Origin of the sequence: Desulfobulbus oligotrophicus, assembly GCF_016446285.1 — a bacterium.
Classification (GTDB): domain Bacteria; phylum Desulfobacterota; class Desulfobulbia; order Desulfobulbales; family Desulfobulbaceae; genus Desulfobulbus; species Desulfobulbus oligotrophicus.
In genome coordinates, this window is sequence record NZ_CP054140.1 from 414,242 (window position 1) to 437,038 (window position 22,797).

The 22,797-nt window shown below is 53.3% G+C and carries 21 protein-coding genes; all 21 read right to left on the reverse strand.

Features of this window, described 5'->3' with window-relative positions:
• Positions 1–96: 96 nt before the first annotated feature.
• Positions 97–1,353, reverse strand: coding sequence for an O-antigen ligase family protein (locus tag HP555_RS01885; protein ID WP_199263532.1), 1,257 nt, complete (start codon positions 1,351–1,353; stop codon positions 97–99).
• Positions 1,354–1,364: 11 nt separating this feature from the next.
• Positions 1,365–2,711, reverse strand: a complete 1,347-nt coding sequence (locus HP555_RS01890; RefSeq protein WP_199263533.1) for a phenylacetate--CoA ligase family protein — start codon at positions 2,709–2,711, stop codon at positions 1,365–1,367.
• A 34-nt stretch (positions 2,712–2,745) separates the two neighbouring features.
• A complete protein-coding gene (locus HP555_RS01895) occupies positions 2,746–3,324 on the reverse strand; it encodes a serine O-acetyltransferase (RefSeq protein ID WP_199263534.1) in 579 nt (192 codons plus the stop codon).
• A gap of 11 nt (positions 3,325–3,335) precedes the next feature.
• Positions 3,336–4,256 (reverse strand): glycosyltransferase, encoded by a 921-nt coding sequence (locus HP555_RS01900; protein WP_199263535.1) that lies wholly within the window; start codon positions 4,254–4,256, stop codon positions 3,336–3,338.
• A gap of 168 nt (positions 4,257–4,424) precedes the next feature.
• Entirely contained in the window at positions 4,425–6,296 is a 1,872-nt protein-coding gene (gene asnB, locus HP555_RS01905) for an asparagine synthase (glutamine-hydrolyzing) (protein ID WP_199263536.1), read from the reverse strand.
• Between the two features lie 79 nt (positions 6,297–6,375).
• Complete coding sequence (locus tag HP555_RS01910; protein WP_199263537.1) at positions 6,376–7,302, reverse strand: glycosyltransferase family 2 protein; 927 nt, start codon at positions 7,300–7,302, stop codon at positions 6,376–6,378.
• 138 nt (positions 7,303–7,440) lie between these two features.
• The gene (locus HP555_RS01915) at positions 7,441–8,391 is read right to left on the reverse strand and encodes a glycosyltransferase family 2 protein (protein WP_199263538.1); all 951 of its coding nucleotides are present in this window, start codon (positions 8,389–8,391) and stop codon (positions 7,441–7,443) included.
• A 120-nt stretch (positions 8,392–8,511) separates the two neighbouring features.
• A complete protein-coding gene (locus tag HP555_RS01920) occupies positions 8,512–10,317 on the reverse strand; it encodes an ABC transporter ATP-binding protein (protein ID WP_199263539.1) in 1,806 nt (601 codons plus the stop codon).
• Between the two features lie 101 nt (positions 10,318–10,418).
• Entirely contained in the window at positions 10,419–11,411 is a 993-nt protein-coding gene (locus HP555_RS01925) for a polysaccharide deacetylase family protein (RefSeq protein ID WP_199263540.1), read from the reverse strand.
• Positions 11,401–12,462, reverse strand: coding sequence for a GNAT family N-acetyltransferase (locus HP555_RS01930; RefSeq protein WP_199263541.1), 1,062 nt, complete (start codon positions 12,460–12,462; stop codon positions 11,401–11,403). Before HP555_RS01930 ends, HP555_RS01925 begins: the two co-directional genes overlap by 11 nt.
• The gene (locus HP555_RS01935; RefSeq protein ID WP_199263542.1) at positions 12,459–13,607 is read right to left on the reverse strand and encodes a glycosyltransferase; all 1,149 of its coding nucleotides are present in this window, start codon (positions 13,605–13,607) and stop codon (positions 12,459–12,461) included. The genes HP555_RS01930 and HP555_RS01935 overlap by 4 nt, the downstream gene beginning before the upstream one ends.
• A gap of 11 nt (positions 13,608–13,618) precedes the next feature.
• Complete coding sequence (locus HP555_RS01940; RefSeq protein ID WP_199263543.1) at positions 13,619–14,767, reverse strand: GNAT family N-acetyltransferase; 1,149 nt, start codon at positions 14,765–14,767, stop codon at positions 13,619–13,621.
• 75 nt (positions 14,768–14,842) lie between these two features.
• Entirely contained in the window at positions 14,843–15,985 is a 1,143-nt protein-coding gene (locus HP555_RS01945; RefSeq protein WP_199263544.1) for a glycosyltransferase, read from the reverse strand.
• Positions 15,985–17,058: a glycosyltransferase family 2 protein gene (locus HP555_RS01950; RefSeq protein WP_199263545.1), complete on the reverse strand. Its 1,074-nt coding sequence runs from the start codon at positions 17,056–17,058 to the stop codon at positions 15,985–15,987. Before HP555_RS01950 ends, HP555_RS01945 begins: the two co-directional genes overlap by 1 nt.
• Positions 17,059–17,197: 139 nt before the next feature.
• Positions 17,198–18,340 (reverse strand): glycosyltransferase family 2 protein, encoded by a 1,143-nt coding sequence (locus HP555_RS01955; protein WP_199263546.1) that lies wholly within the window; start codon positions 18,338–18,340, stop codon positions 17,198–17,200.
• Positions 18,341–18,345: 5 nt separating this feature from the next.
• Positions 18,346–19,017: an exosortase C-terminal domain/associated protein EpsI gene (locus tag HP555_RS01960; protein ID WP_199263547.1), complete on the reverse strand. Its 672-nt coding sequence runs from the start codon at positions 19,015–19,017 to the stop codon at positions 18,346–18,348.
• Entirely contained in the window at positions 19,005–19,871 is an 867-nt protein-coding gene (locus HP555_RS01965) for an exosortase/archaeosortase family protein (RefSeq protein WP_199263548.1), read from the reverse strand. The genes HP555_RS01960 and HP555_RS01965 overlap by 13 nt, the downstream gene beginning before the upstream one ends.
• 25 nt (positions 19,872–19,896) lie before the next feature.
• Positions 19,897–20,460 (reverse strand): DapH/DapD/GlmU-related protein, encoded by a 564-nt coding sequence (locus HP555_RS01970; RefSeq protein ID WP_199263549.1) that lies wholly within the window; start codon positions 20,458–20,460, stop codon positions 19,897–19,899.
• Positions 20,457–21,095 carry an acyltransferase gene (locus HP555_RS01975; protein ID WP_199263550.1) on the reverse strand — a complete coding sequence of 213 codons (639 nt, stop codon included), beginning with the start codon at positions 21,093–21,095 and terminating at the stop codon, positions 20,457–20,459. Before HP555_RS01975 ends, HP555_RS01970 begins: the two co-directional genes overlap by 4 nt.
• 11 nt (positions 21,096–21,106) lie before the next feature.
• Positions 21,107–21,934: an SGNH/GDSL hydrolase family protein gene (locus HP555_RS01980; protein ID WP_199263551.1), complete on the reverse strand. Its 828-nt coding sequence runs from the start codon at positions 21,932–21,934 to the stop codon at positions 21,107–21,109.
• Positions 21,935–21,949: 15 nt separating this feature from the next.
• A complete protein-coding gene (locus HP555_RS01985; RefSeq protein WP_199263552.1) occupies positions 21,950–22,792 on the reverse strand; it encodes an XrtA system polysaccharide deacetylase in 843 nt (280 codons plus the stop codon).
• Between the last annotated feature and the right edge of the window lie 5 nt (positions 22,793–22,797).

A 22,797-nucleotide genomic window follows, 5' to 3' on the forward strand; every position in this document is an offset into this window, starting at 1 on the left:
AACTAATTTGAAATTCTTTCGATCCAGGGAAATTATTATCTCTTCCGAACACAGACTACTCTGCTATTCATACAGTACTTTTTCATCTCACTCTGACTAAAGTATAGCATGATCCGAAACGGTATTTTCCGTAGTACCTAGCTGCACTATCGTCCACATGGCTCCCGACAAGCCTATAGCAAACCACCAGTAGATCTCATAGGTGTCCATACCAAACAGACCTAAAAATAACCGTGCCCAGATAAAGGCCACCACTGCCTTTGAAACCGCTGCCACAAACTGCTGATCCGGGCTTCTACAGCCTAACAGTCTTTTCTGAATCTGTTTGTTGACCGTGAATATCTGATAGATCACCATAAAAAATGCGATTACACCTACTGGGCCGAGGTTTGTCAGTAGTTCGAGATAGAGGTTGTGAGTGTCCTGAAAGCGGCCGAACATCTCCATGCGCACCAAGGGAAAGGCACCAACCCCCACGCCCAACGGGTAAGCAAGGTAAACATCCACAGCATCATGGATGATCTCCATCCTGGTCTCGGACGATGCTCCCTCTCGCTCTTGCATGGTAAAGATGGACTCAAACCGTTCTTTATACTCGTCCGGGGCAAAAGCAAGGGTTACAGCCCCAATTAAACCGGCTAAAATAAAGTATCGCCACTTGGCCTTTCCCGGACTGAGGACAAAAAAGACCAGGCCAAGCCCAATGGTGGCCACATAGCCTGTACGCGAACCGGTAAAGATGATGATCACCGCACAGAAGGCAAGCAGCAGCAGCAAAGCGCACTTCCAGATTCGAGCAACTGTCGGAAACAGAAAGTAAATAAACGGCAGACACCCCACTGCCATCCCGCTGAATGAGTTCGGGTGCCCATACATCGGGGTTGACCCGTGCAACCGCATAATTCCCTGATTTTGCCATACCTGGCCACCGGTCACCCAGCCCACAAAGCCCTCCTGCCCCAGCTTGAGCATTGCCAGCAGAAACGCACCGACCACCATCTTCAGGGCCCAGGGCGTGCGTACAAATACAGACAAAAAGACGGCCAACATGGCAAACTTCACAACCCGGTCGAAATAGATATTCCAAGAATGCGAGAAATCATGCGAAAACAGCGTATAGCAGGTAAAAATACCAAGAAGAAAGAGAACAGGTCCAAACAGGGGCGAGTTCTTTTCAGGTATGGAAAAGTAGGTGGAAAACGCTGCCAGGGACAGGATAGCACCAAGGCAAAATTCAAACCGGATTGTACCTAATAAACCAACCCGTAGGCCGAGTTGTAAATACCAGGTAAGTATATAGATACAGGTGAGATAGACCCACAGTCTGTTCGGCTGATACCGAGCTGTAGACAAGGTGGAACTCTTCATTTGACATGACAGATGGAAAATCTGAACTTGCCAGACTGTTCCGGAAGGATTGCGTCAAGCAGTACAAGGCGGATTTGGGCGTCTTCACTAAAGACGGATTTCCAATAGGTGATCAGTTCCCTGCCCACCTCTTCTGTATAGGTGGGGCCGACCACCAGACGCATCTCAAAATCCAGCAGTGCATGCTGCACAATCTGCATCTGGTCAAGCCCTGTAAACCGGGTCAGGGTATTCTCAATCAAAGAGATACCCGCCACCCTGGTCTGGTCCGGCTTGACTAAAAAGTCCGCCACTCTGCCGGCCAGCCCCTCCATCAGCGGCAATCCCCTGCCACAGGAGCAGCGCCGGTCAGTTGGTATTCCCACATCCTCCACCTGATAGCGGATAAAGGGCATGGCTGTATTGATAAGATCGGTCACAACAATTTTACCCGGTTCACCAGCCGCTGCGGGCTGTCCGTCCTCGCCGATGAACTCGATAAACAGATGATCGATGTTCAAGTGCATGCCCTCATGACGCTCACACTCGCAGGCAATCAGGCTCACCTCTTCGCACCCGTAGCGATCAATCACACGCACGCCAAAGGTCTCTTCAATCACCTGCCGTTCCGATGGGATCAGCATCATGGAGGAGGAGATAATACCCTTAGGCTGCAGGCCGATGATGTTCAGCTTTTTCAGGTAGCAGGCCAAAAGATAGAGGGAGTGTGCATGCCCGAACAGCAGGGTCGGTTTCATGCGATGCCACTGGCTGACAAAGCTGCGAACAGCATCATCATTCACACTCATGGTATCAAGATAGAGTATAGGCTGCACCAGCCAGTGCTGTAACCATTCCTTAACTGTTTTCGGCAGCATCGGATTTCCCCAGCAGGCAGCAACAGGCTCGCCCGGCTGCCAACCGGCCCAGCGATCGTGTCGCCAGGCACAGCCGTTGCGCCTCTCACTGCACTCTTCTGTATAGTACAGCTCTAACGACCTGCCTGTTGAACCTCCGGTCTTGGCCTGCTGTAGGTTTTCCACCTCAAAACCCTGGCTCAACATGGATGGTCCTGCGGCACGAATCTCCTCTTTGGTCAGGATGGGAAGTCGACGAAGATCATCAGGCGTACTGATCATGTCCGGCGTGATGCCGGCTGCCTCAAAACGTTGCCGATAAAAGGTGTTGCCTGTATAGGCGGCGTTCAATAACGTCTGCAGACATTGCCACTGGATAGCGCGCAGCTCTTCTTCCGGCAACCACTGGGATTTTTCCAGCTCCTGCCAGCACTCCAGCTTAACCGAACCGTTCTTCAGGGCAAGCAGTCGTTCAACAATATTTCGACGGATAAACGGCATGAGCATGGGCCGACCTCTTGTGCAGTAAAGGCATAGGTGTTCAGACTGTGTTCACCACATAATGGCTGGAGCCGTGACCAACAGAGATCTCCGCAGTTCTGTGCACAACCACCCCATAGTCCGGCACTGATTTTGTCACCACCGTATTTGCACCAATGGCAACATGGTTGCCGATCTGAATACCACCGATAACAAACGAACCCGGCCCAATGTATACGTTATCCCCTATCACCGGTGTACCCGGATGTTTGCCCCCATAGGTGGCCCCTATGGTAACCCCATGGTTCAGGTTGCAATTTTTACCGATAACAGCAGCATGGTTGACCACTATGCCTCCATAATGGCCGATATACAGACCAGGGCCGATGGTGGTGTTGTAGGGTATGGAAATACCGTACCTGTACGCAAGCTGCCTGAGCCTCCATCGGCAGAACAGATAGATACCTCGCCCCCACGAATGGTTCTTATAAAAGGCTGCCAGACGGATCCAGCAGGAATAGGCAAATCCCGGGGTCTGCCAGTACACAGACAAGAGATCAGCCCATGTAAACGGTTCTCCACAGTACCGGTACAGATCAGCTTTGATCAGATCTTTGGTAGCATCCCAAGGTGTACGCATTACTGTTCTGTTCAAAACCTGAAGAGCCAGTGGAACAGCCCCTTGTACGGCTCCAGAGACCATGGGTGCATGCAAACAGATCGGGCAAAAAAACGAAGCGAACGCCAGCGGTCGGTGTCGATATAATGATACCCCCGATTACAGTCTGCATAGGCCTGGGCCTGCCGTACTGCCCTGGGGTGAAGACGCTCTTTATGGGCATCGATAAAACCGTCAAGAATCCGGTCTGCACAGGCCCGGCGGCCGTCAGCATTTTTCGACATCTGCCCAGGGTGTCCGACCCGATACAGCAGCAGGGGACGATCAACATAGGCAAAGTCGCAGTGCAGCGATAAACGCATCCACAGGTCCCAGTCAATCCCCATGGCCAGACTCTCATCAAATCCGCCGAACTGCTGCAAACAGGTGGCCCGGACCACAGAGGAGGAAAACCAGACAAAGTTATCAAAGAGCAGCCACTCCACCACTCGGCCGGATCGAGGGCGAAGATACTCGCCGGCATCCCCCACTTCCATCTTTTCACCGTTGGCATCCATCAGTTGAGCCCGGCTGTACACCACCCCTACCCCGGGGTCGGCAAACAGAGGTATCTGTTCGGCCAGCTTGTCCTGATGCCACAGATCGTCGGCATCGAGAAAGGCTATAAACTCACCCCTGGCCGACTCTATACCACGATTTTTTGCCCTGGCCTGCCCGCCGTTCTCCTGAAAGATGTAGTGAAAGTTCTCCAGATGGTTGTACTTCTGCACAACCTCGGCAGTATCATCTGTTGAACCATCGTCAATAAGCAGTATTTCATAGTCTGTATAGGTCTGCTGCAGCACTGACTGCATACACCCATCCAGATAGTGACCGTAGTTGTAGCAGGTAATCACCACGCTGACTGTCGGCGATGTGTTTTCGGTGTTCTTTTCCAAGGGTCTGTTGCTCATAGACTGTTCTGATATAATCCGGCCACAGCCGGATGGTTGTCTGTTACTCCACCACTGCAATTGGTTGTGAGATGATACGTGGTTATCTTCCGGTTTTCAAAAAGAAAGAGAGAGTACCCCTGTTTTTTTAGCTCACCGGCCCCCTTTCCCGATTTACAGGTGTGGTGGTCACACCGTGTGCCAGTGATTGACCAGCCAGAGCTCAAACATAAGCAACATCCACAGGCCGAAGCACAGGCGATAATCAGTTGCCCCCTGCTCATAAAAACGTACCAGCAGATCATCCATGGCAGTTCGATCCAGATACTGCTCGGCCCGGCACCCTTTGGCCAGGCTGTCCTGCACCAGTTCACGGAGCTGATTTTTCAGCCACGTCTCGACCGGAGCGCCAAATCCCTGCTTTTGGCGGAACAGCACCTCAGACGGCAGATATGCCTGCAGGGCCTGTTTCAGAAGATACTTTGTCTCCCGATTGCGCAGCTTCAGGTGGGGAGGGATGGTCATGGCAAACTCAACCAAACGATGGTCAAGAAAGGGATTGCGACACTGTAGACTCGCTTTCTTGGACGCCATATCTACCTTTTTCAGCAGATCACCGGGAAGGAAAAACTGCAGATCATGGCTGAAGGCCACGGTCAAAGGATCCTGGTCGTGAAAGTTCAACCAGCCGCTGGTGGAAAAAAAGGTGGATGGGGCTGTGAATGGCCGCCCAAGCAGGGCAGCCACTGTCTCATCATCCAGCATGCTGCGCATGCCATACCAATTTGACCAGGATCGATCATGCCCTTTACGGGAATAGAGGCGGTCGGCACAGGTACGTCCAAGCTTCTGCATACAGAACGTATCAGTTTCTCTGACCACCTTACTGACTACTCGAGAATTAAACAGATACCGTTGATCAAAGTAGTAGTTATAGCCGGCAAACAGCTCGTCTGCCCCGTCACCGGTCAGGACAGCCCTGACATGCCTGCCCGCCTCCCGGGCAGCCAGATAGGTGGGGATTGCTGAAGAGTCTCCAAAAGGCTCGTCAAAGTATGCACAGACCTTAACCACAACATCTTCCACCCGGTCAGTGACGCACACCTCCTGGTGGTCGGTCTGGTACAGATCAGCCACTGTGCGGGCAAAGGGTCGCTCATCAGCGCCATCCCGCATGCCGACACAAAAACTCTGCAAACGGCCTCGATGGTACTGGCTTGCAAAGGCTGTCACCGCGCTGGAATCTATGCCTCCGGACAAAAACACGCCGAGCTGTTCGTTGGTTCCAATGCGGGCGGCAACCGCCTGCTCAAACAGAGACAGAAAGGATTCGATCGCCTCCTGTTCATGCATGTTCCAGTTAACTGCCAACTCAGGTTGCCAGTACTGGACAGGGGTGAGTGTTTCCCCTGTGATCAGCAGATAGTGCGCCGGCAGCAACTCGTGGACATCGGCAACAATGGTGTGGGGAGCAGGAACGTACAAAGAGTTGAAGTACAGGGCCAGGGCATCGTCATTGAGTTTACGCGGGATGTCCGGGTGCAGCAGCAGCACTTTCAATTCCGACGCAAACAGCATCTTCTCTGCAGACTGCCAGTAGACAAGCGGTTTTTCACCGAGACGGTCCCGCCCGACAAGCACAATGTTCTTTTTCCGATCGTGCAGCACCAGGGCAAACATGCCATTCAACCGCGAGAAGAGCTCTCCGCCCATCTCTTCATAGAGGTGGACAATCACCTCTATGTCGGTGTCTGTCTGAAAGGTGTGTCCTTTGCCGATCAACTCACGGCGCAGTTCCCTGTGGTTGTAGATTTCACCATCACACACCACTGCAACACTCTGGTCTTCATTACAGATCGGTTGATCACCACCATTAAAGCCGGTGTTGTTGAACCTGGCGTGCCCGAAAATCACATGCCCAAAAACAGTTGTCCGCTGCGCTTCCGGCCCGCGTTGACGAAGAGCCTGCACCATTTCGCGGGCCATGGCCATCTCTTCACTGTGTCGGCCTGCAGGTTGAATCGGCTCTTGTCTCAAATAGCTGCAGCTGATACCACCCATATTTTTATCCTGCTTAAAATAATCTATTGTACAGAGTATTCTAGCGCATCAACCTATGATTACAAAAAACAATTACATATTATGTTTCAGCAATTTTCTTAAAGGCCAAACGTACCACCTCAGACACCCTGAGCCAGAGTTCCCGTTTGTGCCAGCATCGGAGTATTCGTAACGACCGACCCAACGTCATCATTGATCTGAGAAGGTCTTTACGATAGAGATAAATTGCACAGGTATCTATGCGACGTACAAAAAGTGCGGCAGCCAGCTCTTTTTTTGAAATATACTTCCATCGGTACTGATTGAAGATGATCTCTTCATGGGCGAGTAGAGCAACATACAGATCTGTTCCAGAAGTATAACTTTGAGCGTGTTTCCGGTAAAACATCAGAGGTTCTTCAATAACCTTGAACCTGCACTCAACAACGGTCTTTAACCACAACTCCCAATCCTCAGCCGTCAGAATTTCCTCATTATACCCACCCAGGCGAACAAACACCTCTTTAGGGATCAGGCCGGTGTTGAACATCACCATCTGGTTCATATGAATCATAAGTATATCAAACACCGTATACCGATCGTCTCTGGCAGGAGGCGGAAACGTGCTGTGCCCCCAGACTCTTTCACCATTTTCTTCATAAAATATGGTGTTGCCGGTTAAGACGATAAGGTCATCTTCATCCTGCATGAGCTCCATCTGTCGGGCAAGTTTGTCAGCGGTCCACAGGTCATCGGCATCTATGATGGTAACATACTTGCCGGTACAGACCTGTAACCCTCTGTTTCGTGCTGCCGGGTGCCTGGCATTTTTCTGCCAGATATACTTCACTCTTGTGTCAGTCTGCGCAAAGCTGTCGACAATCTCCTTTGTGGTATCTGTAGATCCGTCATCAACAACAACAAGCTCAAAGTCGGTGAATGTTTGCGACAGGAGACACTCGATCGTCTCAGCAATCGTCTGACTAGCATTGTATGCCGCCATAAGTATACTGACCTTTGGTGCCATATCTAATCCTGTAAAAGTATGTGGAACCTGTGTTCACTCCATATCCACGAGTCTATCCACATCTGTAGAGAGACGGTGAATCAGTCATGCACGATGCATTCTCAGAATGAGAGGCGCTCAGACAGCAGCACCCCTTACCTATTGCTTTGGTCTGTGCAGGCCAATGGCCATACTCAGGGTGCGGACAACATTCCGTCCCACCTGTCGGATGGTAGGCCACCGCCGATCGCGCACAAGGGCTCGGCCATCGGTCTGCAGCGCTTTCCAGAACCGGCCATGGTCCGCGTACCAGTAGGCCAACCCGGTCAGATAACCTGCAACCGTGGCAGCAAGCTGTTGACGGAAAGCCGGATTCTGCTCACTGACAAGCAGCATGGCGCAACTACGTGCTCCTTCAGCCTGCATGATAAACGAGCTGCTGCTCATGTTTCGGTCATGGAACCGTCGGAGCAGGCCCACACTGTTGACAATGCCCACCGGCGAATGACGGGCCAGCCGAAAGTAGAAATGAAAGTCTTCACAGGCCTTCAGGCCCGGCTCAAAGCCGGGTTCTTTCTCCAGCATGGTGGCACGCATGAGCAGGGTACCGGCACAGCCGAAGTTCTCTTCAAGGAGAAGGGCACATCCCTGTTCAATGACCAGTTCCTGCTGCTCCTCTAATTGCGGCCAAAGGCGAGGACAGGTCTGGAAGTGCGTTGTCGGGTACCTGCCTGCAGCATTAAAGTTGATATAGTCGCAAAAGACAAGCCCGACCCGGGGGTGGCGTTCCATAAAGGCCACCTGATCAGCCAGCCGATTGGGCGTCATCAGGTCATCAGCATCCAGAAAACAGAGATACTTACCGGTACACAGTTTTATCCCTGTATTTCTTGGCACAGCACAACCACCACTGTTGGCCTGATACTGGTAGCGCACCAGTTCACCAAACTCCTGGACAACTGTAGCCGTTCGGTCTGTTGAACCGTCATCAACAACAACAATCTCCACATGCGGATAGGTTTGCGCAAGGACGCTCTCCAGGGTTTCAGCTATCAACTCTTCGGCATTGTAGGCGGGGATAACAACAGAGACAAGGGGATGGGTCTGCATGGTTCACCGTGGAGCAGAAAGACACATGAAAGAGTAGACCAGCCGGACAACAGCGGGCGGTATCCTGTACAAAAGAACAGTTCTTATGGAAATCTGCGGCTGCATAAGATGGTTAAACAGTCACTGCTTTGCAGCATGGCGAAACCATTCGGAAGAAGCTCGCAACTCATCAAAGGTGCCATGATCAATAATTTTACCCTGCTCCAGAAGATAGATAACATCGCAGGACTGCACCGTGGTCAGACGGTGGGCGATCATGATAATCGTCTTTTTGCGGGAAAGGGTACGCAGGGCATCCATAACCGCCTCCTCGGTCACCCCGTCCAGGGCACTGGTGGCCTCATCAAGAATCAGCACCTTCGGGTCCCGGTACAGTGCCCGGGCAATACCGATGCGTTGCCGCTGGCCACCGCTTAAACGCACGCCGCGATCACCAATAACTGTGTCGTATTGGAGTGGTAACTCGTTGGTGATATACGCATCCAGGTTGGCAATACGGGCCGCCCATTGAACCGCCTCCATATCGATGTCCTTGTCCGGGATACCAAAGGCGATGTTACGGGTAATAGTGTCGTCACTTAAAAAGATCTGCTGCGGTACATAGCCCAGGTTCCGTTGCCATCTCGCCACATTTTCTCCCTGCACAGCAACCCCATCCACCAAAAACTCGCCTGAGTGCACGGTCAGCAACCCCAGGATAAGGTCAACCAGCGTGGTCTTCCCCGATCCGGTTGGCCCGACAAAACCAATGGTGGTATTTGCCGGGATAATCAGATCCACATCATGCAACGCCGGCTTTGTGGTGTCCGGATAGTAGTACCGCACCTGCTGCAACTCGATCTGCCGGGTAAACGGCAGGGCCGTCACCTCGGGCATCTCCTTGTCTGTTTCCTCTCCCTGCTGGTCCCGGGTTGCCCCGGCCAGATCCTGATAGACCACATCCAGGGCAGCAAGGTTGAAGCGAAGTGTGGTTACACTGGAGAAGACCTGTTGCAGGGCCGGCAGTAACCGATACCCGGCAAAGGCGTACAGCGCCAGCAAGGGCACAATATGATGAAAGTTCTGTTCGGATTTTAAAAAGAACAGGATAATGAGCAGGATACCGCCAAAAGAGATAATCTCCAGGGCATACCTGGGCATCTGCGAAATCGTGCCGGCACTGGCATTGTGCCGGGCATGGCGCTGGGCGTGAAACCCGTATCGGTTCAAAAATTCGCCGGTACGCCCAAGAATTTTCAGATCCTTGATGCCGCTGAGCACCTCGCCGACCGCCTTGAACTTCATGGCATTGGAAAACACCTGCTCTTCACCTATCCGGGCCAGGTAGCGCCGCACCACTAAAAAGATCAGGGTATAGGAAGAGCCTAAAACAGCGATAATACTGAGGGCAATGGTGTAGTTAACCGCAAAAAGGAGCGTGAAGATAAACAGACTGATCAAGAGACTTGAACAGACCTGGATGCACGGACTGATCACGCCGACAATAACCCTTCTGGCCTCTTCCAGCACATTCTTCCCCATCTCCGAGGTGTTGCGGTTAACAAAGAACACGTATGGCTGGGCAATGTACTGGGCCAGCAGCCGTCTACCCAGGGTATAGTAGAGTTCATTGTCAAAACGAAGCGTTACCCAGGTGGAGAAGGCTTTGAACAGGTTACTGAACACCAGCATGCCAAGAACAAGGATACCGAGAAAAAACAGAAAACTTTCCCGGCTGTTAAAACGAAGGAACTCATAGGTCCAATGCAGCCACCGGTTCTCTTCAATGATACCAGGGCTGGCAACAACAGCCATGAAGGGCATGATCGAGGCAATACCGGCCATCTCAACCACGGCCAGGGCAACCATGCACACAAAAAGAAAGTAGATAAAATACCGTTCTCTTTTTGTCAGTATGGCAAAAATCTTTCTGATGAGGATGTTCACGTGTTCCCCTCTGTACAAGTAAATTGGAGAATTACCCTGACTGCAACCATGTGGACAGATACATAAAACTACAACGGAAATATTGCAAGGAAGAGATCAGCTCAGGGCAGGTACCCGGACACCAGTGCCCTGAATCGGGCCCTGCTGTCAAACCTGCCGATACCGACCCGGGGAATTTCATAGAGACTGTTGTGTGCAGACCATATCCCGCCTGTTGTGGTTACTGCGGTGCTGTACCCCGCCTTTTTAATCTGCTCCACAACCAGCTCGTTGTAATCACCATTGGGATAGGCAAAATGGGCAGGTGGATCACCAATGATCTCGCTGAGCAGCCTGTTGGCTGTCTGCACTGTAGCGCCGATCTCCTCCGGTTGGAGCTGGATAAGCAGTTCATGCCCATGGGTGTGGCTGCCGATGGTGACACAGTTTGAAGCGGCCAGGCGTTTCAACTGCTCCGCTGTCAGCATGGTCAGCACAGACTCGAAATGCACGGCCTCTGCACCAATCTCCTCCACCAGCTGTTGCCGTTCATCCGGCTGTTGTTGTTTTAAAAAGCTCAATAGTTGCTGCATGGCTGTCCAGCGCCGGTTCTCTGAAGCGAAACCGGATGGCAGAAGGAACCGTTGCTGCCCGCCATTCTGCAACCGAACCCTTACCTCCTGTTCTTTTCCGCTCCCCAGCAGGTTGATGACTTTGTCGTACCAGTACAACGTGTTGCCGACCAGAGCCTGGGTAGCAACATAGACCACAAACGGCAACCCCATGGACTCCATGATGGGCAGCACTGTCTGCTCGTTACCGCTATATCCGTCGTCAAAGGTGACCACTGCAAAAGGTCGTTCTGCGTGGTGCCCGTCTGCAAGTCGCGCCACAGCCGCATCCATGGAGATGACATCAAAATGCTGCCGCAGATACTCCATCTGCCGGCAAAAGTCTGACTCCCGCACCACGGTCCAAGCCGGTAACAGACAGGTGTCGGGCAGCACCTCATGGTACATCAGGACAATCCCGCCCGCAGCTGCCAGCCGACGGATCCCAAAGAACGCAAGAGCCTGCGGAAAACAGAGGCTGCAGAGCCCACTCTTAACTCCCACCCTGTCGATACCTCACTATCTTCCTGAGCATGGTCTTTGCCCGTTGCCCGCCTTGCCGCAGCCCGGCACGCCAGTTGCGCTGATAGATGACCAGCTGGTACAGGGGTCGGGCCTCGGTTGTCCAGGTGCTCTTGTACCCTTCATCACCCTGAAGAAAGTTGAACTCCTGCAAACCTTTCGTGCAGCAGGCCTCTAATACATGCATAACCAGCACTGCACCTGGACTCCAGTGACCGAATGCCGGATCATGGGCAATCTGGTAAGCGAAAAACCGTTGTCCAAACTCAAAGCCGTATTGAATCGCAATCAGCTTGTCCTGGACAACAATAGCATAAAAAACGCTGTTGTCGGAATGAGTGACCAACCATCTGTGCAGGTGTTCCACGTGAGGACCGGCAAAGGTACTCTCCAGCTTTCGTTCACCGGAACGTTTGGCATGTAGATGCAACAAGGCATCCAGTAACTTTTGTTTAGAATCCACATCAACGGCGACAATAAACTCACCTCCGCCCTTTACTATCCGACGATATTTTTTCCGGATGTTGGAACGACTTTTACTCCCAAGTTGTCCAAACACTCCTTCAAAATCAGTGTCCAAAGATATATACGGCTGCACTGACACTTGATTTTTGGGCATACCCCAGGCCTCAAGTTCATCCTCAAGGATAAAGGAGAGCACCAGCCGATCCCAGTGACTGTCAGAGCCAAGGTGCTGTTTTATCGCAGTAACAGCTCGACCTCGATCGTCTGGTGCACAGATAAGTCCCAGGGGATCCGGATAAAAGGCAGCACCGAGATAGTGGAGATCGCGACCGCCAAGGATGTTGGCTGTGCTGACCAGAGGGAGCACAGCGATAACACGATCCTTTTCCTTCACCTGCAGAACAACCGGTCGCTCAGACGAAGTCAGCCCGCTACTCACTGCAGCCAGCCAATCCCCGGTACAAAAAAAACTGGGATAGGCCATGGCCTGAGCCAGGGTGGTGCAGATCGGCCAGATATCGGGCAACCTGTCTTGATTGAGTTGTTCAACAGAAAGTTTTCCACTCACAGTGAACATGCTCCTTGAAATTCATTCATAATCTGTTGATAGACCGTCAAATAACGCTGTGCCATGGCTTCACTTGAATACTGCGCACGTACCCGCGCCCTTGCTCTCTGCACCCGAATCTTTGCCTGTTCGCTGTTCTCCACAAGGGTCAGCAGGGCATCCCTTAGTGGTGCCACCTCACCGGCCGGTACCAGCAGACCACACTGACCATGGTCGAGCACTTCGGGAATACCGCCGACCCTGCTGGCCACGATTGGCAGGCCTGCCTCCATGGCTTCGAGCAGCACCATGGGCAGCCCTTCAGTCAAGGACGGCAGCGCAAAGATGGAAAAACAGGAGAGAAACCGTGTCCCATCATCAACAAAACCAGGCATCCTCACCCGTGCGGACAAACCAAGCTGTTCCACCAGCTGTTCAAGTTCGGGGCGTTGCGGCCCCTCACCAAGGATCACCAGACAGACATCCCGGCCCATGGCCACAAGCTCGCCCACGGCGCGGATAAGAAACAGCAGCCCCTTTTCCTCTGACAGACGGCCCAAAGCCACAATAGAGGTTCCCTGCCCGACAGAGTCGAGGATCTCCTGCCCTAGAGGCGGCTCGGAAGACTCTTTGTCTGTATCTGCCAGGGGGATACCGTTATTGATAACATGTAACCGATGACCGGCAATGGCCTGCAATCGCGGATGCGAACGCATGACACTGTTCACAATCGCCACTGCCTGTGCCCGCCGCAAACACAGGGCATCAAGCCACTCGTACACCATCATCCGGGACAGACCACCGGTCCAGGTCCAGCCGTGTACCGTAACCACCAGAGGCAGTCGCCGCAGTCTTCGGGGCAGCATACCCAGGAGGATGTTCCCCTTATAGCCATGGGAGTGCAGAACCTGCACACCCTGTTCTCTGGCCCAGCCAAGCAGATGCAGTGCCCCGGCCAAGTTGAAACCGGCGCGCATCCGAAAGGGCTGAACCGTCAATCCCCGTTTCCGGGCCTCCACCTCCACTGCCTTGTCCGGCATGCCGATCTCACCGATACTGGCCAGAATGGGGGTCAGGCCCAGCTCCTCCTGAGCTGCCATCAGGTGCAGCAGCATGACCTCGGCTCCATACATGCCGCCACTGTCAAGTACATGGAGAATACGCACTACAGCTCCGCTCAGTTGCCGGTGGGCCTGATGGCGGCCATGGCTTTCTTCACTCCACCCACCACACCGGGCATCTGTTCTTTCATCTGATCCTTTAACCAGCGAAGTGCATACAGTGTACGGCCCCTCCAGGTGGAACTGTAAAGCGTTGTGGTGGTGTAAAAAGACGGCTCATCGACAAATCTCTGCTTATAGCCTGTATCCCAGGGAAACATATGAAAGAGTCTTACCTGTGGAAAATGTACGGGCAGGTCTTCAAGAATATGGAGCATAAGCAGGTGAGAAGGACTCAGGTGGGCGAACTGCTCATTGTAGGCCACCTTTGCATGGTGAAAAATATCTTTATCCACATAGCCGAACTCACCAGCCACCAGCACGCCATCAATCTCCAGGCCATAGAGATAAATCTGATCTGTTGTTGACATAAGCCGGATAAGATCAAGGTAGTACTGTTGTATTGCCGTATCGGTGCAGGCAATGGCTGTCCTGGACTGCCCCTTCCACCCGGAGGCCTCAAGTTCCAGAAACTTCGGCCAAAAGGTGAGCACCTCCTCATCCCTCAACAAAAAATACCGGACATTCTTTTCCCTGTTCAACCTGTTGGCAGCGTTTTTAAGATTTTTGCGCAGGTTGCGTGACAACACCTGTGTAAAATACTCTGCAAAGGTGCCCTTCAAAAAAATGGCATAGGTTGGTTCTGTTACATTTTTCCAGAGACATCCACAGCCAGCCAGCCGGCTCTCGGTAAACAGGTGGGGCATTCTGCAGAACGAATAGGAGAAGCTGTGGGTAAATATATCCCAGTCAGTTTTGGTGGCCACCAGGGCGTTAAGCAGGGTCTGCTGAACAACCTCTGTATATTCCACTGCAATCAGCGGGGGAGCAATGAGGCTATGATCGTTAACCAGGTTGGAGAGTTCGCGCACACCGCCGCTGTGATGCCTCAGCACCAGGGGAAGAAGACCGATAAGTTTTTCCTCTGCACGCACAGTGTAGATGCGCACAGCATCCGGTGCGGCAAAATGTGTATACCACATCCGGACATACTCAAAAGAGACAAAAAAAGACCGGATATCAACACGATGATACAGATCGGTCCACTCCTCTTTGCATTCGGTCAGTTCTTCTTTACTGGTAATAACATGAAAAGACGTGTTCATAGGGTTCATCCGTACCATACATTCACAATCCGGTTTTCTCTTCCACAGGTATCATAGGAGAGGAAAGAGTTGAGGTCAACCTGTTGTCAGCAATTGCCTGTAAAGAGCCTGATGCGCCTGTATGGAGGTGTGAACGGCAAAAGGTCCGTTTCTGAAACTCTCCAGTGCAGCTCTGCCGAGCTGGGCAGCCAGGTCCGGCTGTTCGATCAAGCGTACAATATACTCTGTCAACTGCGATACATCGCCCACCGGCACCAGATAGCCGGTCTGACCGTGGTTGATCAGCTCGCTGTTACCGCCGGTGGCTGTACATACAGTGGGCTTACCGCAGCCCATATATTCAATAATGGCATTGGACAACCCCTCAGACTCTGAACACAGGACACAGACGTCAAAGTATTTCATCACAGCCACCGGCTGGGGGACACTACCCAGGAAATAAACATGATCGGCCAGACGCAGGTGCAGTGCCAGGGTCATGATTTCGGCAACTTCCCGTGGCCCACCACCCCCGACAATGACAAGCCGGGCCTGCGGACACCGGCTGCGGACCTGTGCAAAGGCCCGCAGCAGATCGGGATACCGCTTGATCGGCGAGATATTGGCCACCATGCCAACAATCGGATCGTCTGTCCTGATTCCCCACTGTTCCCGAAAACCAGGCTGGGCAGGCTGGAGAAAGGTCGCTGCCTCGCAGCTGTTTTTAATCACCGTCACCTTAGCCGGTGAAAATTTTTCCCGTCTGCAGGTATTGTCTTTCACAGCCTCGGAGTTGGCCACAATCTGATCAACAAACAGGTTAGCACATTTGAGCGCCAGCAACTGCCAGGGCCGATACCAGAACCCCATGTCCCGACGGGAGGTGATCACCTTAGCCCCACCAAGCTTACAGAAGAACGGCGCCAGGATGGCGGCATCGTTAAAGAAGATATGAACAATCCGGATGCGCTTTTTGCGGATAAAACGGGCAAGCCCGATCATCCGCCGCAGGGTGCGGACACTGGCTAGTCGATGGATCTCCAACGACCGCATCTCCTTGCCAAATCCCTGATCATCCCCCTGGTAATTCTTCTCCCGCCTGAACACGGTAAAGTGGAGATGCCACTGCTGCAGATCAAGGTTGGTAATGAGTTCATGAACCTGCCGCTCAGTACCACCTTGCGGCCCGACGAAATAATCCATCAGAATGAGCAGCTGTTCTGGCCGGGAAATACTCATTACGACTTGCTCCGACCTGTCGGCATAAGGGCTTGGACTCTTTGCTTGACTCTCCGCAACACTGATACGACGTTGAACGGCAGGGCTGTCAACAGGAGGAGCACAGACGATTTCCATCCCTTTTCAAAGCCACTGTCTTTCTGTTCCTCGGCAACCAGTGTTTTGGCTGCCTGCAGTTCCCCTTCCTTCAGGTATTCGAGCAGGAGCTGGGTGTTATTCTCCCTGATTCTCCTGGTAATGGCAGCATCAGAGGGTCGATACGGGCTGGTGGAGGGGACATACACCTCCTTATAGAGCGAGCGGTTAGTTTCTAAAGATATGGAAGCCTTGTTCTGTGTTTCCCGTGGCCCGGAATGGGCCCTGTTCTCCACGGTCGGTGTATCCATAAATAAGACATCGCACCTCTCGCTGAGCCGGCAGTAGAAGTAATAATCTTCAGACATCTTCACATGGGCAAAGCGCACCTTGGGCTGCAGGCAGTCCCGATGGATGAGGCTGGTCCAGCAGGCTGCACACACGCTGTACAGCAATGGTTCAAACAGGTTGCCTGCATAGATGGTAAAGGGCCGGCCTGCCCGAGTGATACCGTAGTCTCCGGAGTTGTAGGCATGCGGATAAAAGGTGTGCCAGTCAACATCATCCATACTGATACCGCTTGTTTGCTCAACCCAGTACTCCAGCCCCTTGACAATGATGATGTCTTTGCCGTCACTCGTATAAAAGGTGGAGTGCACAACCCTGTACTCCGGGAAGGCGTTTAAAACCTGAAACTGCAGCGAAAGCTTGTCCGGCAGCCACAGATCATCGGAGTCGAGAAAGGCGATCCATTCGCCGGACGCCTCCTGTAAGCCGCGATTGCGTGCCGCACCGACCCCCTGGTTTGCCTGATACACATACCGCACATCCTTGCCGAACTGCGCAACCACGGCCCGGGTATCATCCGCAGAGCCGTCGTCAACCACGATAATCTCCAGCGAGCAGTCTTTGCTGTCCTGGTTGAGGACACTTGTAATGGCCTCACCAACAAGGTGCGCCCTGTTATAGGTGGGGATAATGACACTCACGCTGTTCATAGGTATACAGTTGTCTAAAGGTTAAAGAACACTCCAACAATCGGCAATAGCGAACCTGCCGGCGTCGCCGGAGTCCACAGGGTGTCTGTTCATCTTCGTCTGTGGTCATCAGATACAAACGGCTGCTCAGTTTGAGAGCCTATCCTTTGCGCGGGCTCCAGACCACGATCTTCTTGCCCAGGACGAACTTGATAAACGCATGGGCTGCCGCCATGTTGATAATACTGAAGTAGTAGGCCAGGTAGAGCAGACGGTTTCCCCTGCCAAACCTTTCCAGTATGGGAGAGAGCACTGCACCGAGATAGAAGGCCGCCTGCCCGAGCAGGGTGATCACAAACAGCGGCCCCTTATCAAGGAGCGCCAGGTTGGTGAGCAGTGCACCCAGTAAAAAGAGAAAACTCAGGTAACGGAGAATCTTGTGCGACCAGAGCTGCCATGAGTAGACCAGATCACCCCCCGGCAGAAACAGGCGCCGCATATCATACAGGGCCCACAGAGCCCGCAGCGAAACCCGCACCCGCATACGGTACTCGTCGGCGGCGGTGGACAGGGCATCTTCACACAGCAGGGCCTCCGGCTCGTACACCACCCGATACCCCTGATCAATAACCGAAAGCGGCAGCACAAAATCGGGAAGCTGATCAGCCTGCATCGGCACGTAGAGTGAACGGCGGACCGCATCGACCCCGCCGTCAACACCCACAATCGAGCCGATTTTTGTTTCCCGGAGGCGGATCATGTTCTCATAGCGCATATAGGCGGAACAGCCGTCACCGATGACACTGCCGTCCGGATTGGTATAGATCATCTTGCCGGTGACATAGCCGACCTGCGGATCAGCAAAGTTGGCAACCAGTTCCCGGAGTGCATCCGGATGATGCAGGGAGTTGGCATCGGAAAAAAAGATGATCTCACCGCCTGCCTCCCGGATCGCCGCGTTCAGCCCCAGGGTCTTCCCGCCCCGGGGTTCCTGCCGCAACAGTCGTACCCCTTCTTCTGCATAGTCTTTGACAATGCTGTCGGTACCGTCGGTGGACCCGTCGGAAACAACCAGAATCTCCAGTTTCTCCCGGGGATAGTTCAGAGCCAGCTTGTTGGCTATGGTCCTGCCTATATGCTTCTCCTCATTGTAAGCGGGAATGATAACAGTGACCATGGGTTCAAACGGCTCTTTGCGGATCGGCCGGGATCGGACTGTGCCCAACAGCCTGACCAGGAGCGGATACCCGGCATACACATAGAGAACAAGCGCTACTGACAGAAAAAACAACATACTCAGCATACTCTTCACCTCTTGGTCGCCGATGCCTGGCCGACAAAGTCGGAAAAAACAGGATAAAAATCAGTGGCAAACCGCGTCAACGCCTCCTTACCTTCGGCAACAGAAACCCCTTTTAAAGGAATACTGATGCGAACAAAGGCATTGGACGCCTCCTGACCGAAAAGTTTGGCCTGTACCGCATACACCTTCTGCATAAACGTGCCGGCTGCCATCTTACGGCCTGCCTGAAACCAGTACAGCAAGAGATCCTGATCACTGTTGCGTTCGGCCGTCACGGTCGTATACTTCAACACCAGATCACCGTCCGGATCCTGGATGGTTCGCGCCACTGTCTGTTTGTTGCGCAGGACCCATCCCTGTCCGGGAAAACAGACCAGCGGATCGTGGGCAGCCCCTACCTTGGCTAAAGAGTGATAGTAGCCGATGTACAGTTCCACAACTGCATGCCCGTTGGAAAACCTGCGGAAGAGGTGGTCATCGAGATAGAGCGCTTCCCGTACGGCGGCGTCCAGCGGAATATCGCCCGCCGCCTGCCAGTCACCAACAGTGGTGAAGGCTGCGGAAAGCGGAGTAGTAACATGATATGATGCCACATTGCGGGTGATTTCAACAAGTATACCGGTCACCAGCAGCAGTACCACCGCCACAGACACCCGTACCCAGCTCAGCGATCCCATAGGGCAAGCCCTCTTTGCAGCATGTACAGCAGACCAAGGGCTGCGCCAAACATCGCTGCCCCGAAAAGAGTGTGCACAGAATCATCGGTCAGATCGTACTGAAAGAAATGCAGGACCAGGATGGCGGCAAGGACCCGAAAACAGTTCACCAGCACAGCCATCGGTAACGACAGGATCACCAGAAGTGTACGCAGGATGTTCCGGTTCAGCAAAAAATACCCCATGATAAGACTCAGCGTGACCAGGCTCATGAGCGAACGCAGACCGCTGCAGGCCTGCACCACCTCAAGCGTACGGCTGGACATCTGGATAATATTCCCGTTGCGATAAATAGGGATATCAAGCCACTGTGCAAAATCGACACTGACCTTGGAAACAAAGAGCTGTAACGGCACGGTAACAGAGGCGTAGACCTGTTCCGGCACAGGAATCATAAAAAACAGCAGCAACAGTGGAAACAGCAGCGTCCGCATTGTCTGCCAACCGGCCACGAACAGGATGAGTGCACCAAAGGTCAACACCATAAACACAGCGGACAGGGTGGCGTTTTCGGCAAATCTCGCCAGCACATACCCCAGACAGAACACAGGCAGCAGCCAGCCCCCCATCCGGGACGGGGTAAGAGGCCGGCCAGGCAGTTCTGCCTGTGTCCGCCACGCTATGTACAGCGCCACGGGCGGGATGAGCAGTCCGTGGGCATAGTCGTCGGACCCGACCCAGGTTTGCCAGAGGGAGTACCACACTCCGGAAAAGGTGAATGCAACAGCACCGCCCAGCAGAAGTATCTGCAACAAGACAGTTCTGTTGACCTGCTTACCTGGCATGTAACCGGTGGGAGGTTCCACGTTGTTCATTGCAGACTCAGGCGTACGGTGTGGTTTACTGTGGCTGAAAGGGTTTGGCGGGATTACCGATGAGCAGTGTCTGCGCCGGCCAGGACTTCTGCACCACTGCCCCTGGATACACCTTTGTGCCCTCTTCCAGAACCACACCCTTGGTCACAAATGCCCGGGCTCCGATGTACACATCCCGGCCGATCGATATGCTGCACGTTTCCCTGGTCTCATCCTTTGGCGTTTGCCGGGAGATATCCAGGGTATGGAAATCGGTATCCATCAGTGAGGCATCTTCAACAAGCACTCCATCACCGACATGGATTGCAAATCTGCTGGAAAACCGTGCCGACACCAGACTGACGTTGTTGCCGATGGTGATGCACGCCTCCGGGGCATTGGTGTACAGTGTGGTCATGTAGGCGGCACTGCCGGGCAGAGCACTCACCACACAGTTGTCCCCGATGGTCACCAGGCCGGGCCCCTTGATCGACAGCCAGCAGTCCAGGCGTAACCCTTCTCCCACCTGGATACGGGGATTCTTCCGATGGATGAATCTGAAAAGAGCCAATCGCATCCGTGAAAAAAGTGGTGGTGTAAACCTAGTCATTTTTCATGCGTTCTCATCTGTAAAAGATTGGCGATCGGCAACGGCCTCCGGGCCGGATTGCCAAGGACCAGATACCCGGCGCCGACTGATTGCCGGAACAGTACTGAGCAGATACCCAGAACCGATCCCTCTCCCAGACTGCTCCCCGGCAGGACCATCGACCGGCCGCTCAGCCACACATGGTCGTCGATGCTGATCGGTGCAGCAGGCAACACGGTGTGCCGGTCACTACGCACCACCGGAAAAGAGAACGGAACATCCTGCAGCAGAACCGCAGCGGCAAGGATGCAGTCTCCCAGTCGGATCTCTTCGGCGCAGCGGATGGTCACCCCGCCCAGGGAACACCGTTCACCGATAACAACCCTGGCCTCTCCGGTCAGGGTGTGAATGTGCAGGCGCTCAAAATTATTCACAAAAACAGAGCAGTCCCTGCCGATGTGGACCCGGCCTCTTCCAGTGATACAGACCCGGGTGTAGCAGAAAAAAGGGAAATCGATCTGCACCCTGCCGAGACTGGTCAGGCGGAACCATACAATATAGAAACATCCCCGCACAAAGGCCCGCAGCATGGTAAGTGTTGCCGCAGGTTGCTGACGGAAGTGCTTCCACAGCTTTTTCAGCTTTGTCGTTGCCACAGCAAGAAGCCTTAGCGGTCGTTTTGAACCTGTGCCGCCTGCACAAGAACCTGAACAAGCTGCCGGGCAAGGAGCCTGCCGCCGTCTGCATTGAGGTGTTCGCCGTCGTCGGTGTACTGCGGCACCAGCGCATAGGCAGCCTTTCCCTTATGCTCAAAGGACTCTCGTGCGCCGTCCGGGTAGGTGGATTCTCCCTTGGCAATATCGTACAGCGGATCTTGTGCAAATTGCGTTCGTACCAGCGTATTAAACGCTTCCCTGGCCACGTTGTCCGCCAACCCGGTCACTGGTTTGCCGATGACCCGCTTGACCCAGGCCTTGGGTCCGGTTTGAATCTGTCGCAACGGCACGGTTGTGTGGATGATAACCATCTGGGGAAATGTTTTTTTCAGGTGCGCGATCAACTCCTGATACTCGGCAAACAGACCATTGATATCTGTATGCTGATCAACATCCAGATAACAGAACTTGAAAAAAGCGATGTCCGGGGGGCTCTCCTTATAGGTATCGAGCAGTCGGGAAAAACTGTTCATCTTCCCGGACGGATCGGCATTGGTGCCGATAAACGCGTGGTTAACAGCCCCCTTTACAAGGGCTTCTCCATTACCGATCCTGTTGACCCCAACGGTCTGGTCACCAAACTGCAGATGACGCAGGCCGTCGAGAATATTCATACCAACGGACTGATGGCCGAAAACAATTGTCTTCTGAGCCAAAACAGACACATCCTGTTCCGATCCATGCATAGCACCGTCCACACTGTTCTGACATTGACCTTCTGCTGCCCAGAGGAAAAAAGGCAGCGCAACCAGCAACTGTAACAACCATGTATGCTTCATATCCTGATGTCTCCCTCACACAGTAGTACCCGGTATAGGTGCAAACCGGAAATCGGTTAACAGCCGTTTCAACCGGGATGCTGTTTTATCCAGATTACAGTAATGCCGAAACCTTGATTTCCAGCCGGCATTATTCATCCGGGGTTGTTCAGGATCCACTTCCCAGGGATGCAGATAAAAGATAAACGGCTGCTGTTCCCGGCTGTTGATCTTTCGTAACGCCATCCTGGTGAACCAGTAGGGAAAGATCCGGAAATAGCCGCCACCGGATACCGGGATGTTCTGCCCCAGAGCGGGCATGGTGGACATGGGATATTCGACGAGATCGTGGTCCGGCCATTTAAAACGAAACCGGGGCGCATCCGGAATACCGTACTGGTCGTGCACCACAGGGAAAATCGATGAATCCCATGTAAAACCCAGCTCCTGCAAAATATCCAGGGCCCAGAGGGACCGTTTGGTTATCGAGTAGGTGGGAGCCCGATACCCGGTGATCGGTTGCCCGGTGATGTTTTCAAGGATGTCCTTTGCCCTGGCAGTATCGGCCCGAAACTCTTCCGGGGTGAGATCATAGATCTTTTTGTGGGCGTAACTGTGGCAGCCAAGCTCATGCCCCCGGGCAGCGATCGTACGCACCATGTCCGGATACCGCTCTGCAGTCCAGCCAACCACGAAGAACGTGCCTTTAACCCCGTGCTCATCAAGCATATCCAGCAGGAAATCGACATTTCGCTCAACCCGGGAGACGTAGCCGTCCCACTTGCCCGGCGACACGATCCGTTCAAAGGCCGCAACCTGAAAGTAGTCTTCAACATCAACGGTGAAATAGTTGATCATCTGCTGCTGTGACTCCGACATTTTTT

What these genes read in the sequence shown, in the direction of transcription:
- HP555_RS01890 (WP_199263533.1), bottom strand. Translation starts at nt 2,711, where the DNA reads ATGCTCATGCCGTTTATCCGTCGAAATATTGTTGAACGACTGCTTGCC.
- HP555_RS01895 (WP_199263534.1), bottom strand. Translation starts at nt 3,324, where the DNA reads ATGCGTACACCTTGGGATGCTACCAAAGATCTGATCAAAGCTGATCTG.
- HP555_RS01900 (WP_199263535.1), bottom strand. Translation starts at nt 4,256, where the DNA reads ATGAGCAACAGACCCTTGGAAAAGAACACCGAAAACACATCGCCGACA.
- asnB (WP_199263536.1), bottom strand. Translation starts at nt 6,296, where the DNA reads ATGGGTGGTATCAGCTGCAGCTATTTGAGACAAGAGCCGATTCAACCT.
- HP555_RS01910 (WP_199263537.1), bottom strand. Translation starts at nt 7,302, where the DNA reads ATGGCACCAAAGGTCAGTATACTTATGGCGGCATACAATGCTAGTCAG.
- HP555_RS01915 (WP_199263538.1), bottom strand. Translation starts at nt 8,391, where the DNA reads ATGCAGACCCATCCCCTTGTCTCTGTTGTTATCCCCGCCTACAATGCC.
- HP555_RS01940 (WP_199263543.1), bottom strand. Translation starts at nt 14,767, where the DNA reads ATGAACACGTCTTTTCATGTTATTACCAGTAAAGAAGAACTGACCGAA.
- HP555_RS01945 (WP_199263544.1), bottom strand. Translation starts at nt 15,985, where the DNA reads ATGAGTATTTCCCGGCCAGAACAGCTGCTCATTCTGATGGATTATTTC.
- HP555_RS01950 (WP_199263545.1), bottom strand. Translation starts at nt 17,058, where the DNA reads ATGAACAGCGTGAGTGTCATTATCCCCACCTATAACAGGGCGCACCTT.
- HP555_RS01955 (WP_199263546.1), bottom strand. Translation starts at nt 18,340, where the DNA reads ATGCTGAGTATGTTGTTTTTTCTGTCAGTAGCGCTTGTTCTCTATGTG.
- HP555_RS01960 (WP_199263547.1), bottom strand. Translation starts at nt 19,017, where the DNA reads ATGGGATCGCTGAGCTGGGTACGGGTGTCTGTGGCGGTGGTACTGCTG.
- HP555_RS01965 (WP_199263548.1), bottom strand. Translation starts at nt 19,871, where the DNA reads ATGAACAACGTGGAACCTCCCACCGGTTACATGCCAGGTAAGCAGGTC.
- HP555_RS01970 (WP_199263549.1), bottom strand. Translation starts at nt 20,460, where the DNA reads ATGACTAGGTTTACACCACCACTTTTTTCACGGATGCGATTGGCTCTT.
- HP555_RS01980 (WP_199263551.1), bottom strand. Translation starts at nt 21,934, where the DNA reads ATGAAGCATACATGGTTGTTACAGTTGCTGGTTGCGCTGCCTTTTTTC.
- HP555_RS01985 (WP_199263552.1), bottom strand. Translation starts at nt 22,792, where the DNA reads ATGTCGGAGTCACAGCAGCAGATGATCAACTATTTCACCGTTGATGTT.